This is a genomic window from Sulfurospirillum multivorans DSM 12446 (assembly GCF_000568815.1).
Lineage (GTDB): Bacteria > Campylobacterota > Campylobacteria > Campylobacterales > Sulfurospirillaceae > Sulfurospirillum > Sulfurospirillum multivorans.
The window spans coordinates 1,586,491-1,603,080 of the sequence record NZ_CP007201.1 but is presented as its reverse complement, the minus strand read 5'-3'; the positions used below and the strand labels follow the sequence as shown (position 1 = coordinate 1,603,080).

At 42.7% G+C, this 16,590-nt stretch carries 16 protein-coding genes; 10 read left to right on the top strand and 6 right to left on the bottom strand.

The annotated features are described in order from the left end of the window. The first annotated feature begins 245 nt into the window (after nt 1-245). The 8 genes from anfD to SMUL_RS08180 all read left to right on the top strand — a co-directional run bounded on the left by anfD (nt 246) and on the right by SMUL_RS08180 (nt 9,755). The gene (gene anfD, locus SMUL_RS08215; protein WP_025344783.1) at nt 246-1,814 is read left to right on the top strand and encodes a nitrogenase iron-iron protein, alpha chain; all 1,569 of its coding nucleotides are present in this window, start codon (nt 246-248) and stop codon (nt 1,812-1,814) included. 11 nt (nt 1,815-1,825) lie between these two features. Next, nucleotides 1,826-2,203, top strand: coding sequence for a Fe-only nitrogenase subunit delta (gene anfG, locus SMUL_RS08210; RefSeq protein ID WP_223809686.1), 378 nt, complete (start codon nt 1,826-1,828; stop codon nt 2,201-2,203). Between the two features lie 13 nt (nt 2,204-2,216). Then, nucleotides 2,217-3,611, top strand: coding sequence for a Fe-only nitrogenase subunit beta (gene anfK / locus SMUL_RS08205; protein ID WP_025344781.1), 1,395 nt, complete (start codon nt 2,217-2,219; stop codon nt 3,609-3,611). Nucleotides 3,612-3,673: 62 nt separating this feature from the next. Next, nucleotides 3,674-4,213, top strand: a complete 540-nt coding sequence (locus SMUL_RS08200; RefSeq protein WP_025344780.1) for a pyridoxamine 5'-phosphate oxidase family protein — start codon at nt 3,674-3,676, stop codon at nt 4,211-4,213. A 91-nt stretch (nt 4,214-4,304) separates the two neighbouring features. Continuing rightward, nucleotides 4,305-5,840: a sigma-54-dependent Fis family transcriptional regulator gene (locus SMUL_RS08195; protein WP_025344779.1), complete on the top strand. Its 1,536-nt coding sequence runs from the start codon at nt 4,305-4,307 to the stop codon at nt 5,838-5,840. A gap of 16 nt (nt 5,841-5,856) precedes the next feature. After that, entirely contained in the window at nt 5,857-7,185 is a 1,329-nt protein-coding gene (locus tag SMUL_RS08190) for a nitrogenase component 1 (RefSeq protein ID WP_025344778.1), read from the top strand. 79 nt (nt 7,186-7,264) lie between these two features. Next, on the top strand, nt 7,265-8,434 hold the full coding sequence (locus SMUL_RS08185) for a pyridoxal phosphate-dependent aminotransferase (RefSeq protein WP_025344777.1): 1,170 nt from the start codon (nt 7,265-7,267) through the stop codon (nt 8,432-8,434). A 124-nt stretch (nt 8,435-8,558) separates the two neighbouring features. Continuing rightward, nucleotides 8,559-9,755 carry an NAD(P)-dependent oxidoreductase gene (locus tag SMUL_RS08180; RefSeq protein ID WP_025344776.1) on the top strand — a complete coding sequence of 399 codons (1,197 nt, stop codon included), beginning with the start codon at nt 8,559-8,561 and terminating at the stop codon, nt 9,753-9,755. Between the two features lie 50 nt (nt 9,756-9,805). Here the strand turns inward: SMUL_RS08180 and SMUL_RS08175 are convergent, their stop codons facing one another. The 6 genes from SMUL_RS08175 to SMUL_RS17070 all read right to left on the bottom strand — a co-directional run bounded on the left by SMUL_RS08175 (nt 9,806) and on the right by SMUL_RS17070 (nt 14,479). Further along, complete coding sequence (locus SMUL_RS08175) at nt 9,806-10,051, bottom strand: hypothetical protein (protein ID WP_025344775.1); 246 nt, start codon at nt 10,049-10,051, stop codon at nt 9,806-9,808. 12 nt (nt 10,052-10,063) lie between these two features. Beyond that, complete coding sequence (gene lpxD, locus SMUL_RS08170; RefSeq protein WP_025344774.1) at nt 10,064-11,014, bottom strand: UDP-3-O-(3-hydroxymyristoyl)glucosamine N-acyltransferase; 951 nt, start codon at nt 11,012-11,014, stop codon at nt 10,064-10,066. Further along, entirely contained in the window at nt 11,015-11,476 is a 462-nt protein-coding gene (gene ilvN, locus SMUL_RS08165) for an acetolactate synthase small subunit (protein WP_025344773.1), read from the bottom strand. A gap of 12 nt (nt 11,477-11,488) precedes the next feature. Further along, complete coding sequence (locus SMUL_RS08160; RefSeq protein WP_025344772.1) at nt 11,489-13,180, bottom strand: acetolactate synthase large subunit; 1,692 nt, start codon at nt 13,178-13,180, stop codon at nt 11,489-11,491. A 164-nt stretch (nt 13,181-13,344) separates the two neighbouring features. Then, nucleotides 13,345-14,250 (bottom strand): Ppx/GppA phosphatase family protein, encoded by a 906-nt coding sequence (locus SMUL_RS08155; protein ID WP_025344771.1) that lies wholly within the window; start codon nt 14,248-14,250, stop codon nt 13,345-13,347. A gap of 7 nt (nt 14,251-14,257) precedes the next feature. Then, nucleotides 14,258-14,479 carry a hypothetical protein gene (locus tag SMUL_RS17070; RefSeq protein ID WP_025344770.1) on the bottom strand — a complete coding sequence of 74 codons (222 nt, stop codon included), beginning with the start codon at nt 14,477-14,479 and terminating at the stop codon, nt 14,258-14,260. A 202-nt stretch (nt 14,480-14,681) separates the two neighbouring features. Here SMUL_RS17070 and SMUL_RS08145 point away from each other — a divergent pair, with 202 nt between their 5' ends. Both SMUL_RS08145 and SMUL_RS08140 read left to right on the top strand, forming a co-directional pair. After that, a complete protein-coding gene (locus SMUL_RS08145) occupies nt 14,682-16,154 on the top strand; it encodes an NAD(P)/FAD-dependent oxidoreductase (RefSeq protein ID WP_025344769.1) in 1,473 nt (490 codons plus the stop codon). Nucleotides 16,155-16,186: 32 nt separating this feature from the next. Further along, complete coding sequence (locus SMUL_RS08140) at nt 16,187-16,558, top strand: c-type cytochrome (RefSeq protein ID WP_025344768.1); 372 nt, start codon at nt 16,187-16,189, stop codon at nt 16,556-16,558. The last annotated feature ends 32 nt before the right edge of the window (nt 16,559-16,590 follow it).

Sequence of the window (16,590 nt, the reverse complement as noted above, 5' to 3'; positions counted from 1 at the left end):
CTTTTTTAAACGCGTTTACTCTTCTCTCCCCTTTTTACTTCCCAAACTCTTTTACATGTAAGCTTTACATTTTCACTGTTTTGTACATACCTACCCTTACAATTTTGTCAAAATAGCCCTCCTCCTTTTTTCCATAAGTTTTTCAAAAGCCCTTCAATAGGCACTTTTATCCTTTTTAAATCTCAGGAATACTCCGTGCAGTTGGTGTGGGGATGATTGACTACATTAAAAAGGAGAAACCAGCTATGCCACATCATGAATTTGAATGCAGTTCCTGCATTCCGGAGCGAAAGTCACATGCGGTTGTGAAAGGTGAAGGCGAGGATTTGACCTCATGTCTTCCAGAAGGACATCTTCTGACCATCCCCGGAACCATTTCGGAGCGAGGATGTGCTTATTGTGGCGCCAAACACGTTATTGGCACTCCTATGAAAGATGCGATTCATATGAGTCATGGCCCTGTGGGATGTACGTATGATACATGGCACACCAAACGTTACATCAGCGACAACGACAACTTTCAGCTCAAATACACCTATGCCACTGATATGAAAGAGTCTCATGTCGTTTTTGGTGGCGGCGATTTGCTCAAAAAGAACATTATCGAAGCCTTCAAAGCGCACCCGACGATCAACCGTATGACCGTGTATCAAACCTGCGCGTCAGCGTTGATTGGGGACGATATGGAAGCGATCGCACGAGATGTGCTCAAAGAGATGCCTGATAAAGACATTTTTGTCTGTAACTCGCCAGGTTTTGCGGGTCCTAGCCAATCAGGCGGGCATCATAAGATCAACATTGCGTGGATTCATGAAAAAGTAGGAACCGTTGAGCCCAAAATTACGAGTGATTATGTCATCAACTACGTCGGTGATTATAACATTCAAGGCGATTGTGAAATCATGTGCGACTACTTCAAACGCATGGGCATTCAAGTGCTCTCAAGCTTTACGGGCAATGGATCGTATGATGAGCTTAGAAGCATGCACGGAGCGCATTTAAATGTCCTTGAGTGCGCACGTTCGGCTGAGTATATCTGCAACGAACTTCGCGTAAAGTATGGTATTCCACGACTTGATATCGATGGATTTGGGTTTGAGCCACTTTCCGATTCATTGATGAAAGTAGCACGCTTCTTTGGACTTGAAGATCGCGCACAAGCGATTATTGATGAAGAGACCGCACGTTGGAAGCCTGAGCTTGATTGGTACAAAAAACGTCTGACGGGTGTCAAAGTATGTTTGTGGCCTGGAGGGTCAAAACTGTGGCATTGGGCGAATGTGATTCATGAAGAGATGGGCGTTGAAGTTGTCTCCTTGTACACCAAATTTGGGCACCAAGGTGATATGGAAAAAGGCGTAGCACGAGCCCAACCCGGCACACTTGCCATTGATGATCCGAACGAGCTTGAAGGCATCGAAGCGATGGATAAGCTCAAACCCGATGTCATCTTCACGGGTATGCGCCCTGGAGAAGTGGCTAAAAAACGTCGGGTTCAATACCTCAATGCCCACGCCTATCATAATGGACCGTACAAAGGGTATGAGGGGTGGGTTCGCTTTGCGCGTGATATTTACAATGCTGCGTTCTCTCCGATTCATCAGCTCTCAGGCATTGACATCAGCAGAGACCCGATTGCGACGGATAAAGGCTTTATGACACGCAAAATGATCTCCGATGTAAAATTGATACCAGAAGAAGCGAATGTGGAGGGAGAGAGACCGTACACGGGTGATTTTGATTGTGTGACGAAACTTCGAGGTAAAGTGTATGACCCCGAATTGTCTCGTAATCACGAGCAAGCAGCGGTTTAAAGGAGAAACCAATGAGCGATGAAAAAGTAAATATGCAAATACAATCGACACAAAGTGCTCGAATCATGCAGATGGAAGATTATATTATGAAACATTGCCTTTGGCAGTTTCACTCAAGATCGTGGGATAGAGAGAGGCAAAACGAAGGGGTTTTGAGTAAAACAAAGCAACTTTTATGCGATGAAGAAGTGGCGAAAGAGACACCCGAAGATCGTTGTTATTGGGTTGATGCCCTCTCGTTGACTGAAGCCTTTAGAGCGCGTTTTTCTTGGTTTGCGGAAATGGATAAAGAGAGTATCAAGGTGCTGATAGAGAAGCTTAAAGAACGTATTGACTACGTCACGATTAGCGGTTCGCTCAATAAAGAGCTGACAGTTGCACGATACTAAAAAAGGATAAACCATGTCATGTGAACTCAGAGCAAAAGATCGTACGGGTATTATTAACCCGATCTTTACATGTCAGCCGTGTGGCGCACAGTACGTGAGTATTGGCATCAAAGATTGTATCGCCATTGTTCACGGTGGACAAGGGTGCGTTATGTTTGTGCGGATGCTTTTTGCACAACATTTTAAAGATAACTTTGACATCGCCTCTTCGTCGTTACATGAAGACAGCGCTGTTTTTGGAGCAACGGGAAGGGTTGAAACGGCAGTCGATGTCCTCTTAATGCGCTACCCAGACATCAAAGTCATTCCGATCATTACGACTTGCTCAACGGAAATTATTGGCGATGATATCGAAGGTGTTATCACCAAGCTTAACAATGGGCTTTTAAAAGATAAATACGAAGGGCGCGAAGTGCATCTCGTTCCTGTACATACACCGAGTTTCAAAGGCAGTATGGTCAGTGGTTACGATGTTGCAGTCGAATCAATGCTCAAAGCCTTTGCACAAAAAAGTGGAACGCCCAATGGCAAGATCAATCTGATCACCGGTTGGGTCAATCCGGGCGATGTAACAGCCCTTAAACATCTTTTGAAAATGATGGAGATTGATGCGACGGTTCTGTTTGAAATTGAAAGCTTCGATTCACCGCTTATGCCAAGTGGTCAATGCGAAGTTTCTCATGGTGATACGACGGTTGAAGATATGATCAGCACGGGTGATGCCATTGGAACAATTGCACTCAATCGTTATGAAGGGGGAAAAGCGGCGAAATACTTGGAGAAAAATTTTCAAGTACCTTCAATCATAGGGCCAACGCCTATTGGGATTCGCAACACCGATACCTTTTTGCAACACCTTAAAGAGATGACGGGCAAGCCTATTCCTGCGGCATTGGTCAAAGAGCGCGGTATTGCCTTAGATGCGATTACCGATCTTGCACATATGTTCTTAGCGGACAAACGTGTGGCAATTTACGGCAATGCTGATCTTGTGATCGGTTTGGCGGAGTTTTGCATCGATATGGAGATGAAACCCGTACTCCTTCTTTTGGGAGATGACAACTCGGGCTATAAAAAAGATGCGCGCATCAAAAATCTTCAATCCAAAGTGGACTTTGATATGGAGATCATCACCAATGCCGACCTTTGGGAGCTTGAAGATCGCATTAAAAACAAGGGCTTAAAGCTTGATCTTATTATGGGGCACTCCAAAGGCAGATTTACCGCGATTGACAATAACATTCCGATGGTGCGCGTGGGCTTTCCAACGTTTGATCGAGCCGGTCTTTACCGTCACCCAGTTGTAGGCTATGCAGGGGCGATTTGGCTTGCGGAAGAGATCGCCAATACGCTCTTTCGTGATATGGAATACAAACGAAACAAAGAGTGGTTACTCAACGTTTGGTAGAAAAACTGAGGGGTTTTTTCTTTACATGTAAAGCTAAAATCCCTTCATTATGAGGAGAAAATATGCACACAATTCGTTATACCAAAAGAATCTGTACCGATGAAGCGATTATTAAAGCCTTTTTAAACGAGACGCGTGTGGGCATTGTAGCGATGGTGGATGAGCAAAACATGCCTTACGCCACGCCTGTGAATTACGTGTGGTACAAGGGCGCGGTTTATTTCCATGGTATGGGAAGCGGTAAAAAAGAGAGTATTTTGCTTCAAAAACCCTCCGTCTGCTTTACCCTCTTCCATGAATACGGCACCGTTGTCGATCCCGTTCCCTGTCATGCCGATACGGCGTATCGCAGTGTGATCATTTTTGGTGTGGCTGAGAAAGTAATGGACGCCGAAGAGTCCGCTTTAGTACTTCAAAAATTGTTGGATAAATACACGCCACACTACTACAAGCACCAACTCTCGGGAAGTTTGATCGAAAAGTATCGCTCCACGCACGATGGCAAAGCGGTCTCTGTCTTTAAAATAGAACCTTATGAGCTCAGTGCAAAAGAAAACATTGCGCAAGAGAGTGAATTGTTTAATAAAGAGGCACTTTTGTGATTCATCTTCCTCCAGCTAAGCAGTATACTATCGTAGTATAATAAATTATACTACGATACATTGCCATTCATCAAAACTGAGGAGAGCGCCTGTGGATACAATTTGCATCAGCCCCATCAAAGATTGCCCACGTTATCAAGAGCTTCGGGTTTTATACGAAATCTCCGTCGCACTCAAAGGCAGTGAGCTTGGCATCGAAAAAGCGTTTGAAACAACACTCAGCCTGCTTAAACGGCACTTTTACATGGATAAAAGCATCTATTATGCGCTCAATGATGAGAGCAATGAACTTGAAGTCTTAAGTTCTGTGGGGCTCAGTAAACGGCAAGAACTCTTAGCGACCTATAAAGTGGGTGAAGGCGCTACGGGGTTATGTGCGCAATTTTTAGAGCCCGTTGTTATAGAAAACGTTCATCAAAACATCCTTTTTCTCAACAAAAGTTGCAGTCTTAAAGAGAGTGAAATTTCCTACCTTGCTATCCCCGCACTCTCTCAAAACAGACTTTTTGGTGTTTTGGGCGTGAGTTTGACACAAAAATCGCTCTCAGATATTGAAGAAATGGTTACCATCTTAACGATTACCGCCTCTTTGATGGCGCAATCACAGCAAATTTATCAGACGATCAATGATGAAAAAAAGCGCCTCAAAGAGGAAAAACTCTACTACAAAGAAGAGATACTCAAACAAAATGAGATCATCGGTCATAGCGCGGTGATTCAGAGTGTTTTGGACATTGTGGGCAAGGTGGCGTGTACGAGCTCCACCATCTTGATCAGCGGTGAAACGGGTACGGGCAAAGAACTTATCGCCAAAGCGATTCATAACTATAGCCTGCGCAAAGAAAAACCTTACATCAAACTCAACTGTGCTGCCATTCCTGAAAATCTTTTGGAGACCGAGCTGTTTGGGCACGAGAGAGGCGCTTTTACCGATGCGAAAGAGATGCGCAAAGGGCGTTTTGAGCTTGCCGATGAGGGAACGCTTTTTTTGGATGAAGTGGGCGATTTGAGTTTAAACCTTCAAGCCAAACTGTTGCGCGTGCTTCAAGAACAAGAGTTTGAAAGGCTGGGTGGAACCAAGACCATTAAAGTCGATGTGCGCATTGTGGCGGCAACAAACCGTGATATCAAAGAGATGGTGCGTCAAGGAAGTTTTAGGGAAGATCTTTTTTACAGGCTCAATGTGATTCCGATTCACTCCCCTTCTCTTCGTGATCGAGGCGATGATATCATTTTGCTTTCACGCTACTTTTTGGAACGATTTTGCAGGCGTCATGCCAAAGAGCGCTCGTTAATGAACGATGCGGAAACACTGCTTAAAGCGTACAATTGGCCGGGAAATATTCGTGAGCTTGAAAACTGTATGGAACGCATTGTTCTGCTCGCTCCCTCTTTACATGTAAACGCGCATGTCCTATCCTCCGTGCTTCCAGCAAAGACACAGGTCGATATCAAAGTCTTTGAAACGAAGGCAGATTTGGAGGAGTTGGAACGTCAGACGATTATTAAAGTATTGAAGGAGTGCAGTGGCATTAAGATTCATGCGGCAAAAAAACTGGGCATTAGCAACCGTCAAATTGGGTATAAAATCCAAAAATTTGAGATTGGTGTTGAAGAATATCTTTAAGCAATAAGGAAGAAAAATGTCGCGTTATCAGAGCATTAAAGAGCTTTTCAACGAATCCAGCTGTAGTCACAATGCCGATACAGAGAAAAAAGTGACCTGTGAGCGGCTTAGTCCTGGCACTATGATCGGTGGGTGTTCGTTTGAGGGAGCGATTCAAGCCTTATTGCCTTTTAAAAATGCGGCGCATCTTATTCATTCACCGAGTACCTGTCCTCAGGTAACGTATCTTTTTCAGGATGCACCCTCTTCTATTTTTACCACACAAATGGACGCACACGATCTTATTTTTGGTGGTGAAGACAAACTCTCATCCAGCATTACGTATATCTATACGCACATTCATCCAGACGTCATCTTTATCTATCTGACCTGTGTAAGCTCTCTCATTGGTGAGGATATTGAACGCATTATTAACACCCAGCAAGAAACCCTTGGTATACCGATTATCCTCATCAATGCAGCAGGGTTTATGGGAGGCGTTCCGTTTGGTGCGCGCATCGCAGGCGTGACACTGATGCAGCAGTTAATGGGGCAGAAAGAGCCTTTTGATGCTTTGGCATACGACATTAATCTCATAGGTTTTAACGCCTCCTTGAATGAAATGAATGCGTATAAAACACTCCTTGAAAGCATTGGGTTTCGCATTCATTGGATGTTTGGAGGTGGGGAAGATGTGGAACAGACACAAAAAGCGCACTGTGCAAAACTCAATGTCCTGATTGGCGCTAAACCGATGGGCAGTTTAGCAAGGAAGATGAAAGAGGCGTGGGATATTCCTTGGGTCGAGGTCTCTTTTTATGGAAGGCACGCAACTTCCGATGCGATTCGCTCCATCGTAGAGACTTTTGCCGATGGAAAACTCACACGCATTTCAGAGCAGTTTATTGCGCGTGAAGAGAAAAGTCTCAACCAAGCATTAGAATCTTGTCGCACGGTTTTAAAGGATAAAGTCGCACTACTCGATCTGAAAGGGAAGTACTCATGGCAGTTTATTCCTATGTTAAAGGAGCTGAATGTTCGCATCGCAGCAACTGCCATTTACCAATGCACGCAAGATGATAGTGAAAAAGTTTTTGAATTATTAAAAGGTCAAGGTATGGTCATTCGTGATTCTTACGAAGAGCTTGAAGAGATAATTGACGAAGAAGCGGTGGATATTTTACTCTGTGATGTTCATCACTATCATGCTGCGGCTGCATCCAAAATCGCTTTTATGGAGGTTTCACCTGTATTACAAACCTCTTTTATAGGCTATGCCGGTGTCCTTAGCTTTGCACATGAACTCATTCAAACACTAGAGGATCCTTTCTTTACAACTGTTTTTCAAAAAGCACCATGGGAATAGCTTTTTTTGTAAAAAATATAAGAGAAATAGGCTAATTTTTCGCTATAATCTGCACGATATTTTTATAGGGGAAAGTTTCATGCTGTCTAAAAGAATCCAAGTTTTATCACCGTCTCTTACTATGGCGATTACATCCTTAGCGAGAGATCTTAAAGCACAAGGTCGAGATGTTCTGAGTTTTTCAGCGGGTGAGCCTGATTTTGATACGCCACAAATTGTCAAAGATGCGGCGATTGCGGCGATTAACGATGGTTTTTCAAAATACACCGCGGTTGGCGGTACTCCAGAAGTGTTAAAAGCAATTGCTGGAAAACTTAAGCGTGAAAATAATCTTGACTATAAACCTTCCGATATTGTGGTCAATGTGGGTGCGAAACATTCATTGTTTAACATTTTCCAAGCGATCATTGACGAAGGTGATGAAGTCATTATTCCTGCCCCTTACTGGGTAACGTATCCTGAAATTGTCAAGTACAGTGATGGAACACCCGTGTTTATTGATACCGATGAAACCAGTGGTTTTAAAATCACCCCTGCACAGCTTAAAGCGGCGATTACGCCTAAAACAAAAGTACTTTTACTTAACACGCCTTCTAACCCAACAGGTTCTGTTTATTCCAAAGAAGAGCTTACTGCTTTAGCCGAAGTCTTAAAAGGAACAAATATTTTAGTCGTTTCTGATGAAATGTATGAAAAAATTCTCTTTGATGGTCTTGTATTCACTTCAGTGGCATCGATCAGCGAAGATATGTTTAAACGTACTATTACGGTCAATGGTTTGAGTAAATCGGTCTCTATGACGGGCTGGCGTTTTGGATATTTTGCCTCTCCTATTAAAGAGATTACGGATGCTATTGTTGATTTTCAAGGACAAAGTACCTCAAACGTCAACTCCATTACGCAAAAAGCAGCGGTTCCTGCACTCAATGGTTTAGCCGATGCCGATATTGAAATCATGCGCGCAGCGTTTGAGCGAAGGCGCAATCTTGCTCATGAGCTTTTAAATCAAATTGAAGGTATTTCTGTGTTAAAACCAGAAGGCGCTTTCTATCTTTTCGTAAACACCAAAGCGGTTGAAAATGACTCCATGAAATTTTCTCAAAAATTGCTTGAAGAAAAAGGTGTTGCGGTTGTTCCTGGTATTGGGTTTGGGTGTGAAGGCTATTTTAGACTCTCTTTCGCAACCGATGATGCCACAATTAGGGATGGCATTGAACGCATCGCCTCTTTTGTTAAAAATTACAAGTAAGCTTGTAAAGGGTACTTCCAAAAAAAGTACCCTCTTTCGTTAAGTTAAAACTTCTCAAAAAAATCTTATAGTTTTGATACAATTCCGACACTATTTTTACACACATAGATAAAGGCTTAACGCGATGAACAAATATGTCATTACACTTGCAAAAACCTGTTTGGGCTGTAAAAAGCCATCCTGTCGTACGGGATGTCCTGTTGGCACGCCCATTCCTGAAATGATCCGTCTTTTTTTAGCAGGCGAAATTAAAGAAGCAGGTAAATTGCTGTTTGATAATAACCCTCTTTCTGTCATCTGTTCCATGGTCTGTCCTCATGAAAAACATTGTGAGGGACACTGTATTCTCAATAAAAAAGGAACGGCGGTGAGTGTTGGAAGCATTGAGAATTATATTTCCGATCTCTACATGAACGATCTTCAGTTTGAAAAACCCATCAAAAATGGCAAAAAAGTTGCGATCATTGGAAGTGGCCCTGCGGGTATCTCTTTGGCCGTTATTTTAGGAGCAAAAGGGTATGAGATTACGATGTACGATGCTCACGATAAAATCGGTGGCGTGCTTCGCTATGGTATTCCTGATTTTAGGCTCAATAAAGAGATCTTAGATACGATTGAGACGAAACTTCGCCAGTTAGACGTCACAATTCGCCCGAACATTACCATTGGTAAAAACATCACCATCGCCGATCTTTTCCGTGATGATTTTAAAGCTATTTTTATCGGAACGGGAGTTTGGGCTCCAAAAAAATTGGGCATTAAAGGCGAGAGCTTAGGACATGTGCATTTTGCGATTGACTATCTTAAAAATCCTGCTGTGTATCGTTTGGGGCATAGAGTGGTTATTTTAGGGGCTGGAAATGTTGCAATGGATGTAGCACGAACCGCTGTGCGTCATGGTGCACGTGAGGTTATTATTATGTACCGAAAAGGGATGGAAGACATTCCTGCATCGCATCATGAGGTCGAGTGTGCCAAAATCGATGGTGTCAAGTTTGAGCTTTACAAACAGCCTATTGAAATTACCGAACAAGGTGTTATCTACGCTAGTACAGATGAGAGTGGCGAAGAGGGATTATTGGAGGCGGATTCTATTTTGATCGCCATTAGCCAGAGTCCTAATGACAATATTGTTCAATCGGCACGCCAAATTGAAGTGGATGGAAAAGGTTTAGTCATTACCGATGAGAGTGGTAGAACTACGATGGAAGGTGTTTTTGCTTCAGGAGATGTGGTAACGGGAGCTCGAACCGTGGTCGAAGCGGTCGCTTTTTCAAAACGTGCTGCAGTTGCAATCGAAGAGTATGTTGATTCACTTTAAGTAAAAAAGTTTTACATGTAAAGAATCTTTACATGTAAAACCATCTCTTGTTATTTTGAAGGTGTTCCAAAACGTACTTTGGCATCTTGAAGGGCTGCAATGAGTTCATCAAGATTTTCGTAAGGGATATGTGCTTTCCAATCGGGTTCTTCACCATTTTTCTTTAAAGCAATACCGATACTTACCACTGGAAATGAACCACTTCCATACGGTTCTTCTAAATGCGAGATCGAAATAATTCCGTTTTTTGTTCCTGCTAATGGAAATTTTGTCAATATTGTGTTTTTTCCGCCCATGGCTTGATCCTTTTAATTCTTTGTAAAAAATTTCGCTATTTTTGCGTGCGTTTTAAGCCACTCACTTTGCAAAGTCAGTGGGAAACCGCCGTACGTTTTACCGCCCTGTATTGATTTTGAAACGCCACCACGTGCAGCAATCGTTGCAAAATCACCAATTTCCAAATGTCCAGCTGTTGCACTTTGTCCACCCATCACAACGTTACGTCCGAGTTTGGATGAACCTGCTAAGCCAGATTGTGCCACAATAATACAATATTGTCCTAGTTCACAATTGTGTCCAATTTGAACAAGGTTGTCTATTTTTGTCCCTTTTCGAATGATCGTCGATCCAAAAACAGCTTTGTCTATCGTTGTATTCGCCCCTACTTCCACATTCTCTTCAAGAATGACATTCCCCGTGTGATAGATTTTAATATGCTCACCTAACTTTGTATGAGCATAACCAAAACCGTCACTTCCAATCACCGTTCCTGCTTGAATAATGCAACCCTCGCCAATGACACAACCATCGTAAATCACAACATTAGGGTAAATCACAACATTTTTACCAATGCTTACATTCGCACCTATCGTGACATTGGGCATAATCTGCACACCCTCTTCCACAACACTGCCACTGCCGATAACCACATTTGCGCCAATGCTGCTTTTTTCGCAAATCGTAGCAGGAGACGAGGTATCAAACGGTTTTTTAGCAAAAAAGGCACTCGCATACGCCATACTCAAATAAGGATTGTCGCTGATAAGCGCTTGGGAGTTTGAAGGAAGGTGTTCTAAAAAAGTAGCAGGGAGAATGACGACCCCTGCTTTGGTGTTTTGTAAATCACTTAAAAGTTTAGGATTGACAAAAAAAGCGATCTGCGAAGAGGTCGCCTCCTTGAGTGTTGCAAAGGAGGTAACCTCTTGATCCATTCCTGAAAATTCAAGTGAAATCGCTTGGGCTAGAAGGCTCAGTTTCATCTAAATATCCATCGCGACTGAGCCGCTTCTAACGATGTCTGTTGGATTGTATTTTTTAACCGCTTTTAAAAAGTTGTCGATGCGATCGTAATCATCTGCAACCATAACAACGATAAAATCCTCACCACTACTCGCAATCGTTCCATTGTACGCTTTAAGCATCGCATCAAGACCGTTAAAATCTTCACTGAGGGGAATTTTAACAAGCGCCATCTCTTTTTCAACAAACTGACCTGATTCAATGACTTTATAGGTCGGAATCAGCTTATGCAACTGTTTAACGATCTGTTCCAAAACAGGCGTACTGCCTGAGGTGACAATCGTCAACCTCGATAGATTTGTTTTGGGTATAGGAGCCACGGTGAGGGAATCAATGTTGTACCCACGACCTGCAAAAAGACCCGATATGCGCGATAAAACGCCATCTTCGTTTAAAACGATAACCGATAAAACTCTTCTGATATGTTCCATCGCTTACTCCTTATACTCAAGCATCATATTGTAAAGCGTTCCACCTGCTGGAACCATCGGTAAAACATTCTCAAAACGGTCGACTTGAACATCGATCATACAGACCGTGTTACTCTCAATCGCTTCTTTAAGGGCTTTGTCAAACTCATCTTTGGTGGTAACCCTAAAGCCACGGCCGCCAAAACTCTCCACCAATTTGACAAAATCAGGTTGAACGGAAAGGTCGGTTGACGAGTAGCGTTTATTGTAAAAGAACGTTTGCCATTGGCGAACCATACCTAAAAATTGGTTGTTTAAAATGATGTTAACCACTGCAACTTTGTTTTCAACCGCGGTCATTAACTCTTGAATGTTCATCAAAATGGAGCCATCGCCCGTAAAGTTAATAACGGTTTTAGAAGGAACGGCTACTTTCGCACCAATGGCGGCAGGAAGTCCATACCCCATTGTTCCAAGTCCGCCGCTGCTGAGCCATTGGCGAGGGTAGGAAAAAGGATAAAACTGTGCTGCCCACATTTGGTGTTGCCCAACGTCAGTACAGATAATGGCTTTATCGCCGAGTAATTGCCCTACGCGCTCAATCGCCCATTGCGGTTTAAGAATCTCATTTGAGTCTTCGTATTTAAGAGGATGAATCTCATCGTAGCGCTTTAACAGATCGCGCCATGGTTTGTATTTACTCTCATCGATTTGCTCTTTTGCCAGAGGAATCATCGCTTCAACAACGTTTTTAAGATCACCTACTATGGGGTAATCAATCGGAACAATTTTTCCAATGCTACTAGGATCAATATCGACATGAATGATTTTGGCATGTTTGGCAAATTCGCTCAGTTTTCCTGTAACGCGATCATCAAAACGTGGGCCAAATGCGATCATAAGATCAGCCTCACTCATTGCCATATTGGCACTGTAACAGCCGTGCATTCCAAGCATTCCAAGAAGCAGTGGGTTTTCATCGCCCATAACACCACGTGCCATTAACGTCTCAACAGCAGGAATGCCACAGAGTTTGGCAAATTCCCTCACTTCTGCGCTGGCATTGGAATTGATCGCACCACCACCGATGTATAAAACAGGACGTTTAGCCGCTTGAATCGCTTCAATTGCCTTTTTAATCTGACGCGGATTACCTTTATAAGTTGGTTTATAGGTTTGCATCTTAATTTCACTTGGATATGCAAAGTGACCCATCTGTGCAGTGACATCTTTAGGAATATCAACATGAACAGGACCTGGACGGCCGCTTCGTGCAATGTAAAACGCCTCTTTTAAAATACGTGGCAAATCTTTGACATCTTTAACCAAATAGTTGTGTTTAACACAAGGACGACTAATACCCACCGCGTCAATCTCTTGAAACGCATCGGTTCCGATCATACTAATAGGTACTTGACCACTGATGACGACCATCGGAATTGAGTCCATATACGCCGTTGCAAGTCCAGTAACCGCATTGGTAAAACCAGGGCCGCTGGTCACAAAGGCAACGCCTACTTCTCCGCTTGCACGTGCATAGCCATCGGCTGCGTGAAGGGCTGCTTGCTCGTGTCGTGTGAGAATATGTTTAAAATAGTTTTGTTTGTAAACTTCATCGTAAACATTCATGATAGCACCACCAGGATAGCCAAAGACGACGCTGACATTCTCCTTACGTAGTGCTTCTATGACCATTTGGGAACCGCTTAACTCCATGACCTCTCCTTTACATAATTTTTATACGATGTTTGGGCGCTAAAGCTTGCCGAACAGGTCGGCTAAGACTCAATCATTATTTACAAAGTACCGTAAAGCTCTGTAAAAAAAGTGGGTTATTATAGCAAAGAAAGATTAAAAAGGGTTCATTTGGAAGGCGTATTTTAGGATCGTGCTAAATTGTAACACTGCTCTAGAACAACCCCTTCTCTGAGTCCATCATCAACGACAATACATTTTTCAAAGCCAAGTTTACGCATCATCGCTTTGACAATTAAAATGCCTACAACCACCAAATCCCTACGGTTCGTACCTGTAAAGCGCTCTGCATCGCTCTCATTCATGCAACTTAAACGCTGATACGCCTCTTCAAAATCCTTTACATGTAAGATTTTTCCATTGACTTTGTTCGCATCGTAATGGGCATAATCCAGCCCTTCTAAAAAAGCGGCAACCGTGGTTGGTGTTCCTGCAGTTGTTACTAATTGTAAAAAAGTGGAAGAAATATCGGGTTGTGTTTGCGCAAATGGGCTAATGGACTCTACAATGCGTGCAACATGCGCTTCCAGGTCCTGCGTGTAACGCTCCGCGGTGTTAATAATGCCAAAAGGAAAGCTTTGAGACTGCTTGATACCATTAAGACAAAACGTGAGTTCCGTTGAGCCGCCACCAAGATCGAATAAGGCGTAGGTTTGATGCTCAAAACCCTCACGTTTAAGCGCATGCTCAATCGCCAATGAGGTTAGGTGCGCTTCTCTTTCACCTGAAATAATTTCAAAATGCAGTCCAAATCGTGCCTCAATTTCGTCTAAAATTGCTTTGGCATTGGACGCCACGCGCATCGCTTCAGTCGTCACGCAGAAGCATTTTTCCTGTTGAAAATCAAAAACTTTTGAAGCTTCTTCTAAAGCATTCAAAATATTCTGTTTTGAAATTTCACTGATCATACCCGTTACATGTAAATCTTTTGCCGTGCGCACAATGCGCTCAAACGCTTTCACACGGGTTTTGCTCTCACACGCTATTTCCACAATACGCAGGGTATTGGAGCCTAAATCACACCCAATCATTTTCAGCCTATTTCCGTCTAAAAAGTTTCATAAATGTGTTGATAAACGCGCGAATTAATGCTAAAAGAAGGTAGACAATTACGGTGTAAAGCAGCGGATGGTAGGGCATTTTGTGGATGGAGAGTTGCTGTAAATGCACTAAAGGATGTGTCAGCCACTGGTTCATGTGCATTCCTAAGGATAGGAAGAGAAAAATGACGATAAAAATAAGAACTTCTCGTTTTAACATAATGCCTACTTGAGCTAAAGTGAATAGAAGATTTTAGGAAAAAGAAACTTAATGTTTGGTTTGGATAACATTACATTATGAGGACAATTTCAGAAGATTATAAACAACTAAAATAATCAAGTATAATATTTTTAACCAAGGAAAGCCTCAGATTGTTGGAAGTAGAATGGGGAAATATACAACCAAAAAGGATGGGAAAACGATGAAATCAGACAAAATCATTGAGGAGATACTCTTTGAGATTGAAAAGCATGAAGGTGGGATGTCTCGCCGTCATGCGATGAAGTTATTGGCAGCATCTCCAATTGCTGCAAGTGTTATAGCAAGTGCAACAATCGCTACCGAAGCTGAGGCTTCGAGTTCGAATGCAACGGGCAAAATTGTAATCGTAGGCGGTGGTCTTGCGGGCGTTGCGACCGCTGCAAAGCTTACAAACAGACTTGCAAACCCTGACATTACGCTTATCGAGCCAAATCCACAATCCGTTTCGTATCAACCTGGGCAAACGTTGATCGCAGCTGGTGTGTGGGAAAAAAGTGACATTACCTATGAAACGGCGAATTTTATCCCTAAAGGTGTCAAGTGGATTAAAGACTCGGTTGTGAGTTTCGATCCACAAAACAATAAAGTCAAAACAGCTGATGGCACAGAGATTAGTTACGATTATTTAGTCGTTGCGATGGGTTTAACACTGAATTTTGGGGCTATTAAAGGGTTAGAAGGCGAAATTACCTCCATGGGTGCGAATGATGTTGTGCGCAAAAAAGTGGGAAAAGATGGCGTTTACTCTGTCTATTTTGCCGATGGCGCCGTGGATACCAAAAAAGGTATTGAAGAGCTGATCGCTAAAGCCAAAGCACATAAGGGTCCAGAGAAACTTCAAGCAATTTTTACAGACCCAGATACCGCAATTAAATGCGGTGGAGCCCCTAAAAAAATTATGTACATTACGCATGATTTACTCAAAAAAGCGGGTGTGCGAGATAAAGTAGAATTAACCTTTTGTCCATCAGGCGATAAGATGTTTGGCGTGCCTGAGTACAATGCTGCCATTTTTGAACAGTTTAAAGTCAGAGATTTTAAATGGGAGTTTAAAACCAATTTAGTCGCGATTGATACTGAGAAAAAAATGGCAACCTTTGAGAAAAAATGGCTTGAAAAAGGTGAATACGACGAAGATCTTAAAGAGTACACGATGGTCTCTATGAGCAAATTGGTCGAGAAAAAATACGATTTTATCCACATCACGCCTCCTCAAAAAGCTCCTGATTTTGTTGGTAAATCACCGGTTGGTTCTAGCAAAGGCTGGATTCCTGTTGTGAAAGAGACTTTGCAACACGTTACCTACAAAAATATTTTTGCATTGGGAGATGTTGCCGCTGTTCCTATGGGAAAAACGGGCGGAAGTGCGCGTAAACAATACAATGTCGTGGCCGAAAACTTGATTGCTGTGATGGAAAAACAAGAAAAACTTCCTGCTGCGTATGATGGCTACACCGTGTGTCCGTTGATCACGAGTATTGGAACCGTGGCACTGCTTGAGTTTAACTGGACAGCCAAACCCGCTCCTTCTTTCCCTCTTGATCCAACCCAAGAGCGCTGGATATGGTGGCTGCTTAAAGTTTATGCCCTCAAACCTATGACAATTTATGGCATGCTCTCTGGTAGAGCCTAGTTTTGATGATGATACATAATAAGGAAAAACGCATGAAAAAAATGAATTTAGCACTCTCACTCATTGCCTTGGTTGTTTTAAGTGGATGTGGTGATAAACCAAAATCGGATGTTATGAAGTACAAATACACGCCAGATCAAGTGTATAAAGAGACATGTTTGCACTGTCATGGGCCAAAAGGTGAAGGAGTTGCTGAGAAAAAAGGACCTGCTCTGACCAAACAGAGTGTTCAAGAACTTGAGATGTCACTCTTTGACATTAAAAACGGCGGTCTTGGGCAATCCACTGCTACCGAGCACGATGTTATGGAACATAACATGAAAAAATTGGCTGAAAAAGGGTATGACTACGACATTAAAATGATGGCGAATTACATTCACAATAGCTTTAATGGGCTCAAATAAAAATTTGAGTATGATGTTTTTTGGTGTTTCAA